Consider the following 16526-nt stretch of genomic DNA (forward strand, 5'->3'; position numbering starts at 1 on the left):
TTGAGCCGACGATGCAGTGCCCCAAGTGCCATGCACCGATGCATACGTACAACCGCAACGGTGTCCAGATCGAGCAGTGCGCCGGCTGCCGGGGGATCTTCCTCGACTTCGGGGAGCTGGAGGCGCTGACCCGCCTGGAGTCGCAGTGGGTCCAGCAGGCCCCGCCGCCGCCCGCCCCGCAGGCGTACCCCGCGGCTCCCGCCTGGGGCGCCCCGCATCACGGCCACCACGGTCACCATGGGCACCACGGTCATCACCGGGCCTCGGCCACATGCTGTTCTCGTCCTGAACCGTCGCACCCGGCCCGGCCGGCACGGCCACAGCCGGCCGGCCGGGCCGGAGCCCGTGACCGGCATGGCACAGCACAAAAGCCGAGGGCCGGAGCGAATCGCTCCGGCCCTCGGGCTGGGTGTGGACGATACTGGGATTGAACCAGTGACCTCTTCCGTGTCAGGGAAGCGCTCTCCCGCTGAGCTAATCGTCCTCGGGACCATGGATCACGTAGACCCATGATTGCGTGCGCGATACTGGGATTGAACCAGTGACCTCTTCCGTGTCAGGGAAGCGCTCTCCCGCTGAGCTAATCGCGCGGGGGTCCGGCCGGAGCCGGACCAGTGGACGATACTGGGATTGAACCAGTGACCTCTTCCGTGTCAGGGAAGCGCTCTCCCGCTGAGCTAATCGTCCTTGGAGGTGGAGACGGGATTTGAACCCGTGTAGACGGCTTTGCAGGCCGTTGCCTCGCCTCTCGGCCACTCCACCAGGAGTGAGGGGGTTCGGGAAGATCCCCCACATCGAGCGGACGACGAGACTCGAACTCGCGACATCCACCTTGGCAAGGTGGTGCTCTACCAACTGAGCTACGTCCGCAGGTGTCTCTCCCAGACTACGTCCGGGAAGCTACCGGGCCTCCGGGGCGCTTCCGCGTCCCGGCGACGTGTTGAACTCTAGCGGATTCCGGGGCCAGTACAAAAACGCGTTTGTGCAGCGTGCTGCGCTGCTCGCCCGGCACAGGCGCGCCCGGGCCCCCGCCATAGACTCGCTGACGTGCACGACTTCGCTCCGATGGCCCGCTTCGGCGGCCTGATAGCCACCGATCTACGGGACGTGACCAGCGATCCCGCGGCCCTCGACTCGACGGGCTGGTGGGCGGTGGCCGCCGACTTCGAGGGCCAGGTGGTCTGCGCCCGCTTCGCCGACGTACGCCCCGCAAACCCGGCCGACACCCCCGCCCCCGGCACCTGGCACGGCCCCGCGCGCGACGCCTGGGTCAGCTCCCTGGACCGCGACGCCTACGTCCGCGGCGTACGGCGGGTCCGGGAACACATCGCGGCCGGCGACGTCTACCAGGTCAACCTCTGCCGCGTGCTGAGCGCGCCGCTGCCCGACCCGGACCGGGCCGACGTCGACGCGCTGTCCGCGGTGCTGGCCCGCGGCAACCCCGCCCCGTACGCCGGCACGATCCGGCTGCCTGGCCACGGCGTGGAGATCGCCAGCGCCTCCCCGGAGCTCTATCTGCGGCGGGACGACCGCGCCGTGTGGTCCGGTCCGATCAAGGGCACCGGCCGGACCGCCGCGGACCTCTCGGACAAGGACCGGGCGGAGAACGTGATGATCGTGGACCTGGTCCGCAACGACCTCGGCCGGGTCTGCGCCACCGGAACCGTCACCGTCCCGGCACTCTGCGCGGTCGAGGAGCACCCCGGCCTGGTGCACCTCGTCTCCACGGTGCGCGGTGAACTGGACGTCGCCAACGAGAAGAGCGCCTGGGCCGACCTGCTGGACGCCACCTTCCCGCCCGGCTCGGTCACCGGCGCCCCCAAGTCCAGCGCCCTGCGGATCATCGACGAACTGGAGACCGCTCCCCGCGGCCCGTACTGCGGCGGCATCGGCTGGGTCGACGCCGACCGCCGCACCGGCGAGCTCGCGGTCGGCATCCGGACCTTCTGGATCGACCGCACCCCCGCCGACGGACCGGTCCTCCGTTTCGGCGCCGGGGCCGGGATCATCTGGGACTCCGACCCCGAGCGGGAATGGGCGGAGACCGAACTGAAGGCGAGCCGACTGCTCGCGGTAGCGTCGGGACGCAACGAGCCGAGCGGAGGAGAGCGATGAGGATCTGGCTGGACGGGTCACTGCGGAACGCCGAGGACGCCCGCGTCTCGGTCTTCGACCACGGGCTGACGGTCGGCGACGGCGTCTTCGAGACCGTCAAGGCGGACCACGGACGCGCCTTCGCCCTCACCCGCCATCTGGAGCGCCTCGCCACCTCCGCCCGCGGACTCGGCCTGCCCGCCCCCGACCTCGACGAGGTGCGGCGCGGCTGCGAGGCGGTGCTCGACGCCAACCCGATGCCGCTGGGCCGGCTGCGGATCACCTACACCGGCGGCGAGTCCCCGCTCGGCTCGGACCGTGGCGACGCCGGCCCCACGCTGGTCGTCGCGCTCTCCGCGACCACCCGCCGCCCCGACACCACCGCCGCCGTCACCGTCCCCTGGACCCGTAACGAACGCGGTGCGCTGGCCGGCCTGAAGACCACCTCGTACGGCGAGAACGTCGTCGCCCTGGCCCGGGCCCGCGAACAGGACGCCACCGAGGCGCTGTTCGCCAACACCGTCGGCGCGCTCTGCGAAGGCACCGGCTCCAACGTCTTCGTGGTCCTGGACGGCGAACTCCACACCCCGCCGCTCGCCTCCGGCTGCCTGGCGGGCATCACCCGCGCCCTGACCGTCTCCTGGGCCGGCGCCAAGGAGACCGATCTGCCGCTGGACGTCCTGGAGCGGGCCGAGGAGATCTTCCTGACGTCCACCCTCCGCGACGTGCAGGCCGTGACCCGGATCGACGGCCGCCAACTGTCCGACGGGCCGGGCCCGGTGACCGCCGCGGCCATGCGGATCTTCGACGAGCAGTCCGCCGCCGACATCGACCCGCGGTGAGGACCGGACCCCGTACGGGGTGATGACGGGCCCGCTCAGGGGCGAGTAGAAAGTCCCCGTGACCACTACGCTGCGCCCCGCGGGACCCGAGGAACACCACGACGACGGCACCCGGGCCCGCCCGTACGACGTCTGCGTCAACAGCCGGCGGGTCGGTACGGTCCGGCTGTCGACCGACGCCCGTTTCGGGCCGACCGCCGGCCGGATCACCTACCTGGCCATCGACCCGCCGGACCGGCACCGCGGCCGGGCCACGGTCGCCGCGCTCGCCGCCGAGGAGGTGCTGCGCGGCTGGGGCTGCCGCCAGATCGAGGTGACCGTCCCGGCCGAGGCGGAGGCCGCGCTGCGGCTCGCGGCGGCCCTGGGCTACACCGAGCGCAGCCGCACCCTGGGCAAACCCCTCGACGCGCCGCCGCGGCTGCCCGCGGACGTCACCGACCGGCCGCTGGGCGAGGCGGAGTACCCGGCCTGGCGGGACGCCGCGCTCACCGAGCACATCCGTACCCAGACCGGCCAGGGGATGTCCCGGGCCCGCGCCGAGGACCTCGCGGTCAAGGGCCACCGCGCCCTGCTGCCGGACGGGGCGCAGACCCCCGACCAGGTCCTGCGGGTCCTGTCCCACGACGGCGCCGACGTCGGGCACCTCTGGCTCGCCCTGCGGATGCCGGAGCAGCCGGGCGGCTACGTCGTCGACGTGCAGGTGGACCCCGCCCACCGCGGGCGGGGCCACGGCCGCACGCTGATGCTGATCGCCGAGCGCGAGAGCCTCGCGGCCGGCCGCACCACCCTCGGCCTCAACGTCTACGCGGGCAACGCGCCGGCCCTCGGGCTCTACGAGTCGCTGGGATACCGGCCCACCGGGTACCTGCTGTGGAAGCCCATCCTGTAGGGCGGCCGACCGCCCCACGGCACCCCGGGGCGGCGCGGCCCCGGCCGGCTCAATCCTGGCCGGCTCAACCCTGGTCGGCCAGCAGCCGGTCGGCGATCTCCTCGATCCGGGCGCGCAGCCCCTCCTGGCTCTTGCCGCCGTCCAGCCGCTCCCCGGCGATCACATACGTCGGGGTGCCGGTCACGCCGATCGCCTTCCCCTCGGCCTCGTCGGCGTCGACGATCAGCAGGTGCCGCCCGTCGATCAGCGCGGTGTCCAGCTCCTCGGTGTCCAGCCCCAGCTCACCGGCGACCTCCAGCAGCAGCTTCTCGCCGCGCGCCGCGAGCTCCTCGGTGCGCGCCAGCACCGCCTCGACGTACGGCCAGCCCTGCCCCTGCGCCAGCGCCTCCTCGGCGGCCTGGGCCGCGGCGTAGGCGTGCTTGTGCTTCGCCAGCGGGAAGTGGCGCAGCCGGATGTCCAGCCGGTCGCCGTAGCGCTCGCGCAGCGCCCGCAGGTCCGCCAGCGCGGCGTGGCAGTCCGGGCACTGCAGCTCACACCACACGTCGAGGACGATGGGGTACCCCCTGCTTGAGCGAAGCCGAGAGCTTGGGGGAGGGCAGGAGCGGGGGTGGTGGCGTCGTTCATGGGTCCAGTCTCCCAGCCCGCCCCCTGGTGGCCGAACCCGGACCTGGGGATGAGGGTGACCCGGAGAAGACCCTGAAGCCGGTGCCGGAACATGGCCCGGGCAGGCCCGGACAGGGCAGGATGGAGGGGAGCAGAGGCACTGCTCGCCCTTTCACCGGCAGGAGGACCGGATGCTCACCTCGACCGTCTGTGCCGCGGTGTCGGCAGCGGGCCTGGGCATCGCCGCGCTGACGGCGTACCGCAAGCGATTCCTCGCCGCGACCCGCATCGCCGCCTTTTCCCTGATCCCGATCGGCCTGGTGATGACCGGCGTCATCGACTGGGTCACCAACATCGTCTTCAAGCCCACGGTCTGGGCGGGCTTCGGCCTGCTCGCGCTCTCGTTCCTGCTCTTCATGATCAGCCGGACCGTGGAGCGCCGCCGGGGCGGGATCGGCGCCCGCAAGGACCGCAAGGCGGCCGGGGGTGCCACGCCCGACGCGGTGGCTCCGAGCGCGTCCATACCGTCCCTCGGCGCGGGGCGTACGGCGGACCGGCCGGCCGGCAAGGGGAAGGCCCCGCAGGCCACCAGCGCTCCCAAGGATGACTTCTCGGACATCGAAGCGATCCTGAAAAAGCACGGGATCTGATGAACTCCCGCTGCTGAGGCGCCATTTGGGCGCACTCGGAAGATCATGTGCGCCATGATGCGCGCGAGATGAACGATGAGTGCGCCCTCGCCCAAGACGACGCCCCGTCCCCCGAACCCCGCGGCTGCCTGTTCGCGCTGTCCCAGCCGCCGCTGATGCTCTTCCTCGCCGTCATCGGCTGCCTGCTCCTCCTCGGCGCCGTACACGACCTCTTCATCCTGTGAGGCCGGCGTACGGCCCGCCCGCGCCGGCCGCAGGTGCCGTCGGCCGGTCCGCGCCGGCCGTCAGCCCGCGGCCTCCCGGCGCCGCGCGCGGTAGGCGGCGACGTGCAGCCGGTTGCCGCAGGTGCGGCTGTCGCAGTAGCGCCGCGAACGGTTGCGGGAGAGGTCGACGAAGGCGTGCCGGCAGTCCGGTGCCTCGCAGCGCCGCAGCCGCTCGCGCTCACCGGCCACCACGAGGAAGGCGAGCGCCATTCCGCCGTCCGCGGCCATCCGGTCGGCCACGGAGGCGCCCGGCGCGAAGTAGTGCACGTGCCAGTCGTAGCCGTCGTGGTCGGTCAGCTGCGGGGTGGTGCCCGCCGAGGCGACCAGCGCGTTGAGCCGCGCGGCCGCGGTGCGGTCGTCCTCGGCGGCGAAGACCTCGGCGAACCGCCCGCGCACCCTGCGTACCGCCGCCAGATCGTCGGGCCCGAGCGGGCTCACGTCGCTGAAGTTGTTGCGGCGGGCGAAGTCCTCGACGGCCGTCACGGCGGTCAGGGTGTCCGGCGCGCCGGGCGCCTCGCCCTCCGGCGCGGTGTTGAGCAGATCGACGACCGCGTCCAGCGCGCACCGGGTGTCATGGGTGATCATCACGGTTCCGCTCCCTGGCAGGGTGGGGCCGGACGGGTACCGCCCCCGGGTGTCGTGGCCGAATGGTCGCCGACTCTAGCGCCTGGGACAAGCTGCGGCGCCGTCTCCCGCGGTGGCTCCGCGGCGACGACGCCGAACTCTGCCGTATGAACTTGTCGGTCCTGCGCCGTCTCCCCGAGTCGGACGGGCGCAAGCGTGAGCGGATGGGTGCTTTCGGTAACTGTGCTGCGTCTCAGCTCTCCGCGAGGATGTGGGACAACTCCGTGTCGAGATCGAAATGCCGGTGCTCCGTACCGGGCGGCACGGCGGCATCCGTCCTTTTGAGGAACGACTCGAGAGCCCGCGCGGGGGCTTCGAGCAGGGCCTCGCCTTCCGGGGAGCTCAGGGCGATGCAGACCACGCCCTGCCCGTGGCTCCGGGACGGCCATACGCGGACGTCTCCGGTGCCTGTGGGCCGGTGCAGGCCCTCGGCGAGGAGGTCGCGGGCGAACACCCACTCGACGGTCTCCTCGGCTCCGGTGTGGAAGGTGGCATGTACGGCGTAGGGATCGGCCGTGTCATACCGCAGGCCCGCGGGTACAGGCAGTGAGGACTCGCTCGACACAACGAGGCGCAGGTGCAGCTCGCAGCTGACCGTGGTGTTCATAAGCGCCAGGGCCTTTCGCTCAGTGTGCGCTCGGGGATTCGCACGTCGGCGAAATCGACATGCCACCTACGGTGCCGTTGTAAACCCCTCTGACGGTTTTGGGTGGCTTCAGGTACCTCTTACGGCGGATTGCGAGATCGTCCCCGTCGGTAATTCCGCGGACCCCTCCCGTCCGGTAAGTTTGACGGTATGAATACGCTGAGTAACGGGGGGTCGGGGGTAGTCGAGGAGGAGACCGTGTCGCCCGAGCAGCCGCTCGGCTCGCGAGCGCCGCATTTCATCAAGCGCTCCCGGCCGCTGCACCTGAGCTGGCAGGTCGGCGTCTTCGCGGTCGGCCTCGCGGTGGTCGCCGGCGGAGTGATCATGCTCCCGCTGCCGGGCCCCGGCTGGCTGGTGATCTTCGCCGGCATGGCGATCTGGGCGACCGAATTCGTCTGGGCCCAGCTCGTCCTGCGCTGGACCAAGCGCAAGGTCACCGAAGCGGCCCAGAAGGCGCTCGATCCCAAGGTGCGGCGCCGCAACATCATCCTGACCGCCGTCGGCGTGACGATCATCGCGGCCGGTGTCGCGGTCTACGCGTGGAAGGTCGGCCTCGTGCTGCCCTGGAACGTCGCCGAGTGACCGGAACGTGGTCACAAGTGCCCGCCGACGTGGGGTAATGTTGGGCCTGCGCCCGGGCGATTAGCTCAGTGGGAGAGCGCTTCGTTCACACCGAAGAGGTCACTGGTTCGAACCCAGTATCGCCCACGTCACAGGGGGCGGCGGGACTCGCAGAAAGTGCGGGTCGCGCCGCCCCTTTTGCGTTTGCCGGGTGCGGGGCGGCCCGGCGGAGCCCCAAGTCCCCGGGCCGTCGCCGTTGTTGGGCGCCCGCCGTCCCATGGGGCGCACACTGGGATCATGCCCGACTGGTACCGCCGGCTGCACCGCTACCGCTTCCGCAGCGTCTGGCAGCTCGAGGCTCCGCCGACCGTCGTCTACGCCGTCCTGGAGCGCGCCGAGAGCTACCCGCAGTGGTGGCCGCAGGTGCGCGAGGTGACCCGGATCGACGACCGGAGCGGGACCGCCCGCTTCCGCTCCCTGCTCCCGTACGACCTCAGGGTGGTGGCCGCCGAGCGGGTGCGGGACCCGGGCTCCGGGGTCCTGGAGATCTCGATGCGCGGCGATCTGGCCGGCTGGGCGCGCTGGACCGTGGTGCCCGGCGCCGGGGGCACCCGCGTCGTCTTCGAGCAGGACGTCGAGGTCTGCAAACCGCTGATGCGGCGGGCCGGGCTGCTGGCGCGGCCGCTGTTCCGCGCCAATCACGCCCTGATGATGCGGGCCGGGCGGCGCGGGCTGGCCCGCTGGCTGGCCCGGGCCTGAGGAAATTTGATGGAACGCCCGCGCGGCCTGTATTGTTCAGGTCGTTCGCGAGGGAAACCGCGCCGGACACCCGGGCGATTAGCTCAGTGGGAGAGCGCTTCGTTCACACCGAAGAGGTCACTGGTTCGAACCCAGTATCGCCCACCCGGATCAAGAACCGGGCCACCAAAAGGTGGTCCGGTTCTTTTTGTTGAGTGGTGCGGAGGCGGAGTTCGGTAGTGGGGAGTTCCGTGCGGGCGGAGTTCCGTTGCCGGGGTGTTCCGACGTCGCGAGAAGCGAACCGGAAACGGAATTCCGCCTGTTTCTTTCTCCGGCGGCCGGCGGGTTGCCGGCCGGGCGGCGTGCGGAATTCCTGATGCCGAATCAGGCCGCGGCGGGGAGTTCCGGACGCAGCGGCCAGTGCGGATCCACCGATTCCGTACTGCCGCTGCGTGCGAACCACGCCTGCAGTCCACGGGCCTGGGCCGCGTACCAGATCGCCTGCCGGGTGTGCAGTTCCGCCGGGTGCAGGGTCCCCAGGCGGTCCGTGAACCGGTGCCCCAGTGCGCGGACCACGCGCAGCGCGGCCAGGGCGTCCGCGGCCGCGTCGTGTGCCTCGGTCAGCTCGACCTCGTACTGCGCGCACAGGTCGGTGAGTGTGCGGCGGCCCTTGCGATAGCGGTCAAGGTGCTTGTCCAGCACCCGCGGATCCAGCACGCGCAGCGGATGGCCGCCCAGATACGCGTCCAGCGAGCTGGCGCGGTGCCGCTTCAACTCGCGGTCCAGCAGGGTGAGATCGAACGGGGCGTTCATCACCACCAGCGGGCGGCCGGCCACCGACTGGGCGGCCAGGGCCCGCGCCACCTCCTCCACCACCGGGGCCGGCCAGCGACCGTGCAGGGCGAGGTGGTCGGCGGTGAGACCGTGCACCGCGATGGCGGCTTCCGGTATCTCGACGCCGGGGTTGACCAGCCAGCGGGTGATACGGGGTGCCGAACGCGGGGTCTCCTGGACCACCAGCGCGGCGGAGACGATGCGGTCCCGCTCCACGTCGATCCCCGTCGTCTCGGTGTCGAAGGCGGCAAGCGGGCCGTCATACCAGCACGGCATCATCCCAACTCCTCGCGCTCGTAGAGGGGATGGTGGCGCAATGCCACCCGAGCAGGTGATACCCGAGCGCACGGGTGGTCGAACCGTCCTTGTTTGCGGACCACTTGACGCGGAGACAACCACAGGGACGGGCCGCGCGATCCGCCGGTTCCCCGTCATTCCGACGCATTCATCTCCGCGCACCCACCGAGCCCGGAAGGCACGCCGCGATGACCATCGCGCAGCCCGAACCGGGCGGGCTGTCCCCCGCAAGCGGGAGGTACCCCCCGCCCGCCACGACACCGCAGCGCGGCGGACTCGCGACGACCGCCTGCATGGAGACGCTCCAGGTGGGCTATCTGCACGCGGTCGCGGCCGCCGCCGGCTGCTCGCTGGCCCAGCCCTTCCCGGACAACGGCATCGACTGGCACGTCAGCCACGGCGCCCCCGGCCACACCGTCGACGACGAGGTCACCATCAAGGTGCAGCTCAAATGCACCTACCAGACCGCCCCGCGCCCGCCCGGCCCGACCTTCGCCTTCACCCTCGACAACGACCACCTGGTGAAGCTGGCCCGCACGCCCGTGTCGGTGCACAAGATCCTCGTCGTGATGCTCGTCCCGCGGACCCAGGAGGAGTGGCTGCGGGCCTCCCACGACCGGCTCGAACTGCGCCACTGCTGCTACTGGATCAACCTGGCCGGTCATCCGGTGACCGGCCGGCGCAGGACCACTGTGCGGATCCCGACCACGCGGATCTTCGACGACCGCGCGCTCTGCGAAATCATGACCCGGGTCGGGGCGGGAGGGAGACCCTGATGTACCGGCCGATCGACGAACCCGATGCGCGGCCGCTGGATCCCGCGCGGCTCGACCCCGCCGTCCTCAGCGCGCTGCTGGCCCGGCACGGCTGGCGCCGCCGGGGCGGGGCCGCCGGCCACTACGCCCGCTGGACCCCGCCCGGCGGCCTCGGCGGCACCAGCCTGCTGGTCCCGCACGACCGCCGCTTCCCCGACAGCGCGGAGCTGCTCGCCGAGGCCCTGGCGGCGCTCTCGCGGTCCGCCGCGCCCTCCGCCCGCGAGGTGCTGACCGGACTGGCGGTGCCCAGCGACGAGGTCAGCTGGCAGCGCGAGATCCCCGACGGCGGCTCGGGCGCCGCGCGCTGGGTCGCCCAGGAGCAGCTGCGCGGCGCGGCCCGCGCGATGCTGGTCGCCGGGGCGCTGGGGACGTACGGCCGGGCCGGCTACTACGGCGCCCGGCACAAGCGGCAGGCCGAGGGGTTCCTGGGCGAGGTCCTGGTCGGGCCCGCGACCGCCGGCCGGCACCTGACCGCCTTCGTCCCGGCCGGCGGCGGGCGCGCGGCGGTCGCCGGGCTGCAGCGGTCCCTGCACGCCGCCCGGGACGCCACCGACTACCAGCGCGCCACCGGCGGCATGGAGGCCTACGACGCGGCCGTCGAGCTGGGCGTCTGCCATGAGCTGGTCCAGGCGCTGATCGCCCTCGTCCGGGACGCGGAGGGGGTGCGGATCGCGGTCGAGTGGTCACCGGCGGCCGGTCCGCCGGCCGGCTGCCCGGCCCGCCCCGAACCGGTCGAGTTCTCGCCCGGCGATCTCCCGGCGCTGGAACAGGCCGCCCGGCGCTACGTCCGCGACGAGCCCTCCCTGCCGGTACGGGTGACCGGCGCGGTCGTACGGCTGCGCCGGGAGCGGCCCGGCGGCCCCGGCACGGTCCGGCTGCGGGTGCTGACCGGGGCCGACGTCGTCCAGGTACGGGTCGCGCTGGGGGAGGAGGACTACCGGATCGCGGGCCACGCCCACCTCGTGGGGCTGCCGATCCGGGTCAGCGGCAGACTGGAGAGCCGGGGCGGCTTCCGCCGGATCACCGGGGGCCGGGACGTCACGCCGGTCCAGGTCGACGAGGCGGAGCGGGACCGGCTGCTGAAGTCGCTCCAGGAGAATCTCGACTTCTTCGAGGAGGCGTGCGGCGCCGACGACTGACCGCCCGGGGCCCGGCCACCGGAATCCGTTTCGCGGTCGGGTGGGGCGGCTCGGTACGATTCGGCTGCGCAGCAATCGCTGACGCGAAAGAGACATGAGTCAGGAGAGACCGGTGTCAGACGTCCGTGTGACCGTCCAACGCGATTCCGAGCGGGAAGAACGCGTGGTGACCACGGGCACTACGGCCGCCGACCTCTTCCAGGGTGAGCGCAGCGTCGTCGCCGCACGGGTCGCCGGGGAGCTGAAGGACCTGGCGTACGAGGTCGCCGACGGCGACGAGGTCGAGCCGGTCGAGATCACCTCCGAGGACGGTCTGAACATCCTGCGGCACTCCACCGCGCACGTGATGGCGCAGGCCGTGCAGGAGCTGTTCCCGGAGGCGAAGCTCGGCATCGGCCCGCCGATCAAGGACGGCTTCTACTACGACTTCGACGTCGAGACCCCGTTCCACCCGGACGATCTCAAGCGCATCGAGAAGAAGATGCAGGAGATCCAGAAGCGCGGGCAGAAGTTCGCGCGCCGCGCGGTCAGCGACGAGGCCGCCCGCGAGGAGCTGGCCGACGAGCCGTACAAGCTCGAACTGATCGGCCTGAAGGGCTCCGCCGCGGACGCCGCCGAGGGTGCCTCCGCCGAGGTCGGCGCCGGCCAGCTGACCATCTACGACAACCTCGACGGGAAGACCGGCGAGCTGTGCTGGAAGGACCTCTGCCGCGGTCCGCACCTGCCCAGCACCCGCGCCATCCCGGCGTTCAAGCTGATGCGCTCGGCCGCCGCGTACTGGCGCGGCAGCGAGAAGAACCCGCAGCTCCAGCGGATCTACGGCACCGCCTGGCCGACCAAGGACGAGCTCAAGGCGTACCTGGAGTTCCTCGCCGAGGCCGAGAAGCGCGACCACCGCAAGCTCGGCGCCGAGCTGGACCTGTTCTCCATCCCGGAGGAGCTGGGCTCCGGCCTCGCCGTCTTCCACCCCAAGGGCGGCGTGGTGCGCCGGGTGATGGAGGACTACTCCCGCAAGCGGCACGAGCTGTCGGACTACGAGTTCGTGAACACCCCGCACATCACCAAGGAAGCCCTCTTCGAGACCTCGGGGCACCTGCCGAACTACGGCGAGGCGATGTTCCCGCCCCTGGAGTTCGACGGGCAGAACTACCGCCTCAAGGCGATGAACTGCCCCATGCACAACCTGATCTTCAAGGCCCGCGGCCGGTCGTACCGCGAACTGCCGCTGCGGCTCTTCGAGTTCGGCACGGTCTACCGCTACGAGAAGTCCGGCGTCGTGCACGGCCTGACCCGGGCGCGCGGCTTCACCCAGGACGACTCGCACATCTACTGCACCAAGGAGCAGATGGCGGACGAGCTGGACAGCCTGCTCACCTTCGTCCTCGACCTGCTGCGTGACTACGGCCTGACCGACTTCGAGCTGGAGCTCTCCACCCGCGACCCGGAGTCCGACAAGTTCATCGGCGAGGACGCGGAGTGGGAGGAGGCCACCGAGGCGCTGCGCGAGGCGGCCGAGAAGCAGGGTCTCCCGCTGGTGCCGGACCCGGGCGGCGCCGCCTTCTACGGCCCGAAGATCTCGGTGCAGGCGAAGGACGCCATCGGCAGGTCCTGGCAGATGTCGACCATCCAGGTCGACTTCCAGCAGCCCGCCCGCTTCGGCCTGGAGTACACCGCGGCGGACGGCTCGAAGCAGCAGCCCGTCATGATCCACCGTGCCCTCTTCGGCTCGATCGAGCGTTTCTTCGCGGTCCTGCTGGAGCACTACGCGGGTGCCTTCCCGGCGTGGCTGGCCCCGGTGCAGGCGACCTGCATCCCGATCGGTGACGCGCACGTGCCGTATCTGGAGGAGTTCGCCGCGCAGGCGAAGGCCAAGGGGCTGCGGGTCGAGGTGGACTCGTCCTCGGACCGGATGCAGAAGAAGATCAGGAACGCGCAGAAGGCCAAGGTGCCGTTCATGATCCTCGCGGGCGACGAGGACATGGAGCACGGTGCGGTCTCGTTCCGCTACCGCGACGGGTCGCAGGAGAACGGCATTCCGCGCGACCAGGCGATCGCCAAGCTGCTGGACGTGGTGGAGCGCCGCGTCCAGGTGTGACGCCCGTTGCGTGACCGAAGGGCCCCGGAAGAGCAGCCGCTCCCCGGGGCCCTCTCACGTCTCGCCCTCCTGGCGGAAGCGGCGCAGCAGCCAGGAGGAGAAGGAGCCGACGACCGCGCCGACCAGGGCGACGCCGAGCACCATCAGGACGGCGCCGGTGACCCGGCCGCGGGGGGTGATCGGGGTGACGTCGCCGTAACCGGTCGTGGTCAGGGTCGAGCACGCCCACCACACCGCGTCGCCGAAGGTGCGGACGGTGCTGCCCGGCGCGTACCGCTCGTCGTGGTAGACGGCGAGGCTGGCGGCGAAGCCGAGCAGCAGGGCGGCCAGGCCGGTGTAGGCCATCACGCGGGCTTCCAGGGCGAGCCGGGGGTGGGCCCGGCGGCGCTGCATCCGGTCGTGCGTCTCGATCAGCCGCAACGGCCGGAGCAGCGGCAGTACGATCACGAGGAGGTCCAGCCAGCGGGTGCGGACGAACCGCTTCCGGTCGTCGCTGAACACCAGCCGGGCCAGGTACTCGGCGACGAAGAGGCCCCAGGTGACGAAGCTGACCAGGGACCAGAAGGCGTGCCAGCCGGGGGAGAGGCCGGGGACCAGCACCTGGACCGCGTAGGAGGCCAGGAAGAGCAGTGAGGCGGCGAGCAGGTACGGCTCGGAGGCGCGCTCCCAGTCCCGTCGCCGCTGTTCCCTGTCCACCGGCCCAGCATCGTCCAGCGGCCGCTGCGATGCGCCCCAACGACACGCTGCCAATGGGCGACGCCATATGCTGGCCCGTATGACAAGCGAGCCGGAGCAGCAGATCGGAGTCGGGACCCAGGACGCCTTCCAGCGCCTGTGGACGCCCCACCGGATGGCCTACATCCAGGGCGAGAACAAGCCGAGCGGCCCCGGGGCCGACGACGGCTGCCCGTTCTGCACGATCCCGGAGAAGTCCGACGAGGACGGACTGGTGATCGCCCGCGGTGAGCGCGTCTACGCGGTGCTGAACCTGTATCCGTACAACGGCGGTCACCTCATGGTCGTCCCGTTCCGGCACGTGGCCGACTACACCGAGCTGGACGAGGCGGAGACCGCGGAGCTGGCGGAGTTCACCAAGCGGGCGATGACCGCGCTGCGGACCGCGTCGGGGGCGCACGGGTTCAACATCGGGATGAACCAGGGCACGGTGGCCGGTGCGGGGATCGCGGCCCATCTGCACCAGCACGTCGTCCCGCGCTGGGGCGGCGACACGAACTTCATGCCGGTGATCGGGCACACCAAGGTGCTGCCGCAACTCCTCGCCGACACCCGGGCGATGCTGGCCGACGCCTGGCCCGCGTAGGGTGCTCGCCCGCCGTCCGGGAGGCCCTCCGGGGCCGGTCCGGAGGCGACACGTACGAGGGCGAATCGGATAGATCGCCCTAATTCGGATTAGTTGCCTCTCTAATGGGGTGGTGACTTCCCCAGACCGCCGCTCGGTGCTGCGCGCGGCCGCCTCGGCCGCGGCCGCGGGCGCGCTGCTGTCGGGCTGCGACCCCCACCGGGACGAGGACCGCGGCCCCGCACGGGCCACCGGCCCGAGCCCGTCCCCGGTGGGCCGGGAACCGCACCGGCCGGCCCACGCCGCCCGCCCGCCCACCCGGGTGCCCGGCCTGCCCGTACAGATCGAGAACGGCCCGCGCGAGGCCCACGCGGTCGCGCTGACCTTCCACGGCCGGGGCGACCCGAAGCTCGCGACCGCCCTGCTGGGTGAGGCCGAGCGGGCCGGCGCCCGGGTCACCGTGCTCGTCGTCGGCGACTGGCTCGACGCCCAGCCGCAGATGGCCCGCCGCATCCTCGACGGCGGCCACGAACTGGGCAACCACACCCTGCACCACCGCGACATCTGCGCCCTGCCGGCCGCCGACGCCTACGCCGAGATCACCGGCTGCGCCGACCGGCTGCGCCGGCTCACCGGGACCATCGGCAGCTGGTTCCGCCCCTCGCAGACCCGGCGGGCCACCGACCTGGTGACACAACTGGCCCGCAAGGCCGGCTATCCGCACGTCCTCTCCTACGACGTGGACTCCCTCGACGCGAACGACCCCGGTGCCCCGGCCGTCCGGCGCACGGTCCTGGAAGCGGTCCGGCCGGGCTCGGTCGTGAGCCTCCACCTCGGGCACGCCGGCACGGTGGCCGCGCTGCCCCCGATCCTCGACGGCCTCCGCCGGCGCGGACTGCGCGCGGTGACGACAACGGAGCTAGTGACCTGATGGCTGACCGGAACCGTACCCACGACCGTAAGAGCCCCGCGTCCGCCGCCGGGCGTCCGCGCTGCTCGCCGTGGCCTGCGCGCTGGTGGCGGCGGCCTGCAGCGGGGAGGGCAAGCCGGCCGGGCAGATTCACCGGCCGGTCGAACGCGCACCGGTCAAGGCCGCCAAGCCGGGGCTGCCGGGCATGCCGCCGCTGATCGACGAGCACGACCTGTACGCGGCCGACCGGCCGGGCAAACTGGTGCCGCAGGTCAAGGACTTCCCCTCGCGGATCTACGTGCCCAACACCGGCTCCGACACGGTCAGCGTCATCGACCCCAAGACGTACAAGGTCATCGAGACCATCCCGGTGGGCGTCCAGCCGCAGCACGTCGTGCCGTCCTGGGACCTGAAGACGCTCTGGGTCAACAACAACCGCGGGCACGACCTGACCCCGATCGACCCGGCCACCGGCAAGGCCGGCGAACCGGTCAAGGTGCACGACCCGTACAACCTCTACTTCACGCCCAACGGCAAGTACGCCGTCGTGATGGCCTCGATGGACCGGCAGCTGGTCTTCCGCGACCCGCACACCATGGAGATCCGAAAGACCCTCCCGGTCAGCTGCGCCGGCGTCAACCACGCCGACTTCTCGCCGGACGGCCGGTACTTCATCGTCTCCTGCGAGTTCTCCGGCGAACTGCTCAAGGTCGACACCGAGAAGATGAAAGTCATCGGCCAGGAGAAGCTGCCGTTCGACGGGGCGATGCCGCAGGACGTGAAGATCTCCCCGGACGGCAGGACCTGGTACATCGCCGACATGATGGCCGACGGCATCTGGGTCATGAACGGCGACACCTTCGACCGGCCCAGGCTCATGCCGACCGGCAAGGGCGCCCACGGCCTCTACGTCAGCCGCGACTCCCGGTACATGTACATCTCCAACCGCGGCGAGGGCTCGATCTCCCTGCTCGACTTCAAGACCGGGGAACTCGTCGACAAGTGGCACATCCGCGGCGGCGGCAGCCCCGACATGGGCGGACTGTCCACCGACGGCAAGGTGCTGTGGCTGTCCGGCCGCTACAACTCCGAGGTCTACGCACTGGACACGAAGACCGGCAAGACCCTCGCCAAGATCCCGGTCGGCCAGGGCCCGCACGGCCTGGCCGTCTACCCGCAGCCCGGGCGGTACTCCCTGGGGCACACCGGCATCTTCCGGTGACCCC

At 71.6% G+C, this 16526-nt stretch carries 18 protein-coding genes, 7 tRNA genes and 1 pseudogene; 16 read left to right on the forward strand and 10 right to left on the reverse strand.

The window, feature by feature from the left end:
* Window positions 1–11: 11 nt before the first annotated feature.
* Window positions 12–289, forward strand: a pseudogene (locus OJ254_RS20720) (TFIIB-type zinc ribbon-containing protein).
* Between the two features lie 123 nt (window positions 290–412).
* Here the strand turns inward: OJ254_RS20720 and OJ254_RS20725 are convergent.
* The 5 genes from OJ254_RS20725 to OJ254_RS20745 form a co-directional block, all read right to left on the reverse strand.
* Window positions 413–484: transfer RNA gene (locus OJ254_RS20725), tRNA-Val, on the reverse strand.
* 34 nt (window positions 485–518) lie between these two features.
* Window positions 519–590, reverse strand: a tRNA-Val gene (locus OJ254_RS20730).
* A gap of 25 nt (window positions 591–615) precedes the next feature.
* A tRNA-Val gene (locus OJ254_RS20735) sits at window positions 616–687 on the reverse strand.
* A 1-nt stretch (window position 688) separates the two neighbouring features.
* Window positions 689–762, reverse strand: a tRNA-Cys gene (locus tag OJ254_RS20740).
* Window positions 763–797: 35 nt separating this feature from the next.
* Window positions 798–870, reverse strand: a tRNA-Gly gene (locus OJ254_RS20745).
* A 195-nt stretch (window positions 871–1065) separates the two neighbouring features.
* Here OJ254_RS20745 and OJ254_RS20750 point away from each other — a divergent pair.
* The 3 genes from OJ254_RS20750 to OJ254_RS20760 are packed head-to-tail and all read left to right on the forward strand — an operon-like array spanning window position 1066 to window position 3825.
* Complete coding sequence (locus tag OJ254_RS20750) at window positions 1066–2115, forward strand: chorismate-binding protein (protein ID WP_265365244.1); 1050 nt, start codon at window positions 1066–1068, stop codon at window positions 2113–2115.
* The gene (locus tag OJ254_RS20755) at window positions 2112–2936 is read left to right on the forward strand and encodes an aminotransferase class IV (RefSeq protein WP_265363521.1); all 825 of its coding nucleotides are present in this window, start codon (window positions 2112–2114) and stop codon (window positions 2934–2936) included. The genes OJ254_RS20750 and OJ254_RS20755 overlap by 4 nt, the downstream gene beginning before the upstream one ends.
* Window positions 2937–2994: 58 nt before the next feature.
* Window positions 2995–3825, forward strand: coding sequence for a GNAT family N-acetyltransferase (locus OJ254_RS20760; RefSeq protein ID WP_265363522.1), 831 nt, complete (start codon window positions 2995–2997; stop codon window positions 3823–3825).
* 64 nt (window positions 3826–3889) lie between these two features.
* On the opposite strand, the gene OJ254_RS20765 is transcribed toward OJ254_RS20760, so the two are convergent.
* Window positions 3890–4366 (reverse strand): DsbA family protein, encoded by a 477-nt coding sequence (locus OJ254_RS20765; RefSeq protein ID WP_341483635.1) that lies wholly within the window; start codon window positions 4364–4366, stop codon window positions 3890–3892.
* A gap of 253 nt (window positions 4367–4619) precedes the next feature.
* On the opposite strand from OJ254_RS20765, the gene OJ254_RS20770 reads away from it, so the two are divergent.
* Together OJ254_RS20770 and OJ254_RS20775 are read left to right on the forward strand one after the other, a co-directional pair.
* The gene (locus OJ254_RS20770; RefSeq protein WP_265363523.1) at window positions 4620–5078 is read left to right on the forward strand and encodes a hypothetical protein; all 459 of its coding nucleotides are present in this window, start codon (window positions 4620–4622) and stop codon (window positions 5076–5078) included.
* 68 nt (window positions 5079–5146) lie between these two features.
* Window positions 5147–5302: a hypothetical protein gene (locus tag OJ254_RS20775; RefSeq protein WP_199812568.1), complete on the forward strand. Its 156-nt coding sequence runs from the start codon at window positions 5147–5149 to the stop codon at window positions 5300–5302.
* A 60-nt stretch (window positions 5303–5362) separates the two neighbouring features.
* Here OJ254_RS20775 and OJ254_RS20780 read toward each other — a convergent pair whose 3' ends face one another.
* Both OJ254_RS20780 and OJ254_RS20785 read right to left on the reverse strand, forming a co-directional pair.
* Window positions 5363–5929: a CGNR zinc finger domain-containing protein gene (locus OJ254_RS20780; protein WP_265363524.1), complete on the reverse strand. Its 567-nt coding sequence runs from the start codon at window positions 5927–5929 to the stop codon at window positions 5363–5365.
* 229 nt (window positions 5930–6158) lie between these two features.
* The gene (locus OJ254_RS20785) at window positions 6159–6572 is read right to left on the reverse strand and encodes an SsgA family sporulation/cell division regulator (protein ID WP_003959770.1); all 414 of its coding nucleotides are present in this window, start codon (window positions 6570–6572) and stop codon (window positions 6159–6161) included.
* Between the two features lie 189 nt (window positions 6573–6761).
* On the opposite strand from OJ254_RS20785, the gene OJ254_RS20790 reads away from it, so the two are divergent.
* The 4 genes from OJ254_RS20790 (at window position 6762) to OJ254_RS20805 (ending at window position 8075) form a co-directional block, all read left to right on the forward strand.
* Window positions 6762–7193 carry a TIGR02611 family protein gene (locus OJ254_RS20790; protein ID WP_265363525.1) on the forward strand — a complete coding sequence of 144 codons (432 nt, stop codon included), beginning with the start codon at window positions 6762–6764 and terminating at the stop codon, window positions 7191–7193.
* Between the two features lie 54 nt (window positions 7194–7247).
* A tRNA-Val gene (locus OJ254_RS20795) sits at window positions 7248–7319 on the forward strand.
* Between the two features lie 150 nt (window positions 7320–7469).
* Window positions 7470–7931: an SRPBCC family protein gene (locus OJ254_RS20800; RefSeq protein ID WP_265363526.1), complete on the forward strand. Its 462-nt coding sequence runs from the start codon at window positions 7470–7472 to the stop codon at window positions 7929–7931.
* Window positions 7932–8003: 72 nt separating this feature from the next.
* Window positions 8004–8075, forward strand: a tRNA-Val gene (locus tag OJ254_RS20805).
* A 219-nt stretch (window positions 8076–8294) separates the two neighbouring features.
* On the opposite strand, the gene OJ254_RS20810 is transcribed toward OJ254_RS20805, so the two are convergent.
* A complete protein-coding gene (locus OJ254_RS20810; protein ID WP_265365246.1) occupies window positions 8295–9020 on the reverse strand; it encodes an exonuclease domain-containing protein in 726 nt (241 codons plus the stop codon).
* A 209-nt stretch (window positions 9021–9229) separates the two neighbouring features.
* On the opposite strand from OJ254_RS20810, the gene OJ254_RS20815 reads away from it, so the two are divergent.
* From OJ254_RS20815 to thrS, 3 genes are all read left to right on the forward strand, one after another.
* Entirely contained in the window at window positions 9230–9817 is a 588-nt protein-coding gene (locus tag OJ254_RS20815; RefSeq protein ID WP_265363527.1) for a DUF4365 domain-containing protein, read from the forward strand.
* Window positions 9817–10995, forward strand: coding sequence for a hypothetical protein (locus OJ254_RS20820; protein ID WP_265363528.1), 1179 nt, complete (start codon window positions 9817–9819; stop codon window positions 10993–10995). Before OJ254_RS20815 ends, OJ254_RS20820 begins: the two co-directional genes overlap by 1 nt.
* A gap of 112 nt (window positions 10996–11107) precedes the next feature.
* Window positions 11108–13090, forward strand: a complete 1983-nt coding sequence (gene thrS, locus OJ254_RS20825; protein WP_265363529.1) for a threonine--tRNA ligase — start codon at window positions 11108–11110, stop codon at window positions 13088–13090.
* Window positions 13091–13144: 54 nt separating this feature from the next.
* On the opposite strand, the gene OJ254_RS20830 is transcribed toward thrS, so the two are convergent.
* A complete protein-coding gene (locus OJ254_RS20830; RefSeq protein WP_265363530.1) occupies window positions 13145–13786 on the reverse strand; it encodes a potassium channel family protein in 642 nt (213 codons plus the stop codon).
* A gap of 67 nt (window positions 13787–13853) precedes the next feature.
* On the opposite strand from OJ254_RS20830, the gene OJ254_RS20835 reads away from it, so the two are divergent.
* The 3 genes from OJ254_RS20835 (at window position 13854) to OJ254_RS20845 (ending at window position 16522) form a co-directional block, all read left to right on the forward strand.
* Window positions 13854–14411 (forward strand): HIT family protein, encoded by a 558-nt coding sequence (locus OJ254_RS20835; RefSeq protein ID WP_265363531.1) that lies wholly within the window; start codon window positions 13854–13856, stop codon window positions 14409–14411.
* 136 nt (window positions 14412–14547) lie between these two features.
* Window positions 14548–15321: a polysaccharide deacetylase family protein gene (locus OJ254_RS20840; RefSeq protein ID WP_265365247.1), complete on the forward strand. Its 774-nt coding sequence runs from the start codon at window positions 14548–14550 to the stop codon at window positions 15319–15321.
* Between the two features lie 70 nt (window positions 15322–15391).
* Window positions 15392–16522 (forward strand): YncE family protein, encoded by a 1131-nt coding sequence (locus tag OJ254_RS20845; RefSeq protein WP_423835930.1) that lies wholly within the window; start codon window positions 15392–15394, stop codon window positions 16520–16522.
* The last annotated feature ends 4 nt before the right edge of the window (window positions 16523–16526 follow it).

Source organism: Streptomyces endophytica, from assembly GCF_026153355.1.
Lineage (GTDB): Bacteria > Actinomycetota > Actinomycetes > Streptomycetales > Streptomycetaceae > Streptomyces > Streptomyces endophytica.

What these genes read in the sequence shown, in the direction of transcription:
- OJ254_RS20810 (WP_265365246.1), bottom strand. Translation starts at nt 9,020, where the DNA reads ATGCCGTGCTGGTATGACGGCCCGCTTGCCGCCTTCGACACCGAGACG.
- OJ254_RS20815 (WP_265363527.1), top strand. Translation starts at nt 9,230, where the DNA reads ATGACCATCGCGCAGCCCGAACCGGGCGGGCTGTCCCCCGCAAGCGGG.
- OJ254_RS20790 (WP_265363525.1), top strand. Translation starts at nt 6,762, where the DNA reads ATGAATACGCTGAGTAACGGGGGGTCGGGGGTAGTCGAGGAGGAGACC.
- OJ254_RS20835 (WP_265363531.1), top strand. Translation starts at nt 13,854, where the DNA reads ATGCTGGCCCGTATGACAAGCGAGCCGGAGCAGCAGATCGGAGTCGGG.
- OJ254_RS20800 (WP_265363526.1), top strand. Translation starts at nt 7,470, where the DNA reads ATGCCCGACTGGTACCGCCGGCTGCACCGCTACCGCTTCCGCAGCGTC.
- OJ254_RS20820 (WP_265363528.1), top strand. Translation starts at nt 9,817, where the DNA reads ATGTACCGGCCGATCGACGAACCCGATGCGCGGCCGCTGGATCCCGCG.
- OJ254_RS20770 (WP_265363523.1), top strand. Translation starts at nt 4,620, where the DNA reads ATGCTCACCTCGACCGTCTGTGCCGCGGTGTCGGCAGCGGGCCTGGGC.
- OJ254_RS20755 (WP_265363521.1), top strand. Translation starts at nt 2,112, where the DNA reads ATGAGGATCTGGCTGGACGGGTCACTGCGGAACGCCGAGGACGCCCGC.
- OJ254_RS20775 (WP_199812568.1), top strand. Translation starts at nt 5,147, where the DNA reads ATGAACGATGAGTGCGCCCTCGCCCAAGACGACGCCCCGTCCCCCGAA.
- OJ254_RS20750 (WP_265365244.1), top strand. Translation starts at nt 1,066, where the DNA reads ATGGCCCGCTTCGGCGGCCTGATAGCCACCGATCTACGGGACGTGACC.
- OJ254_RS20785 (WP_003959770.1), bottom strand. Translation starts at nt 6,572, where the DNA reads ATGAACACCACGGTCAGCTGCGAGCTGCACCTGCGCCTCGTTGTGTCG.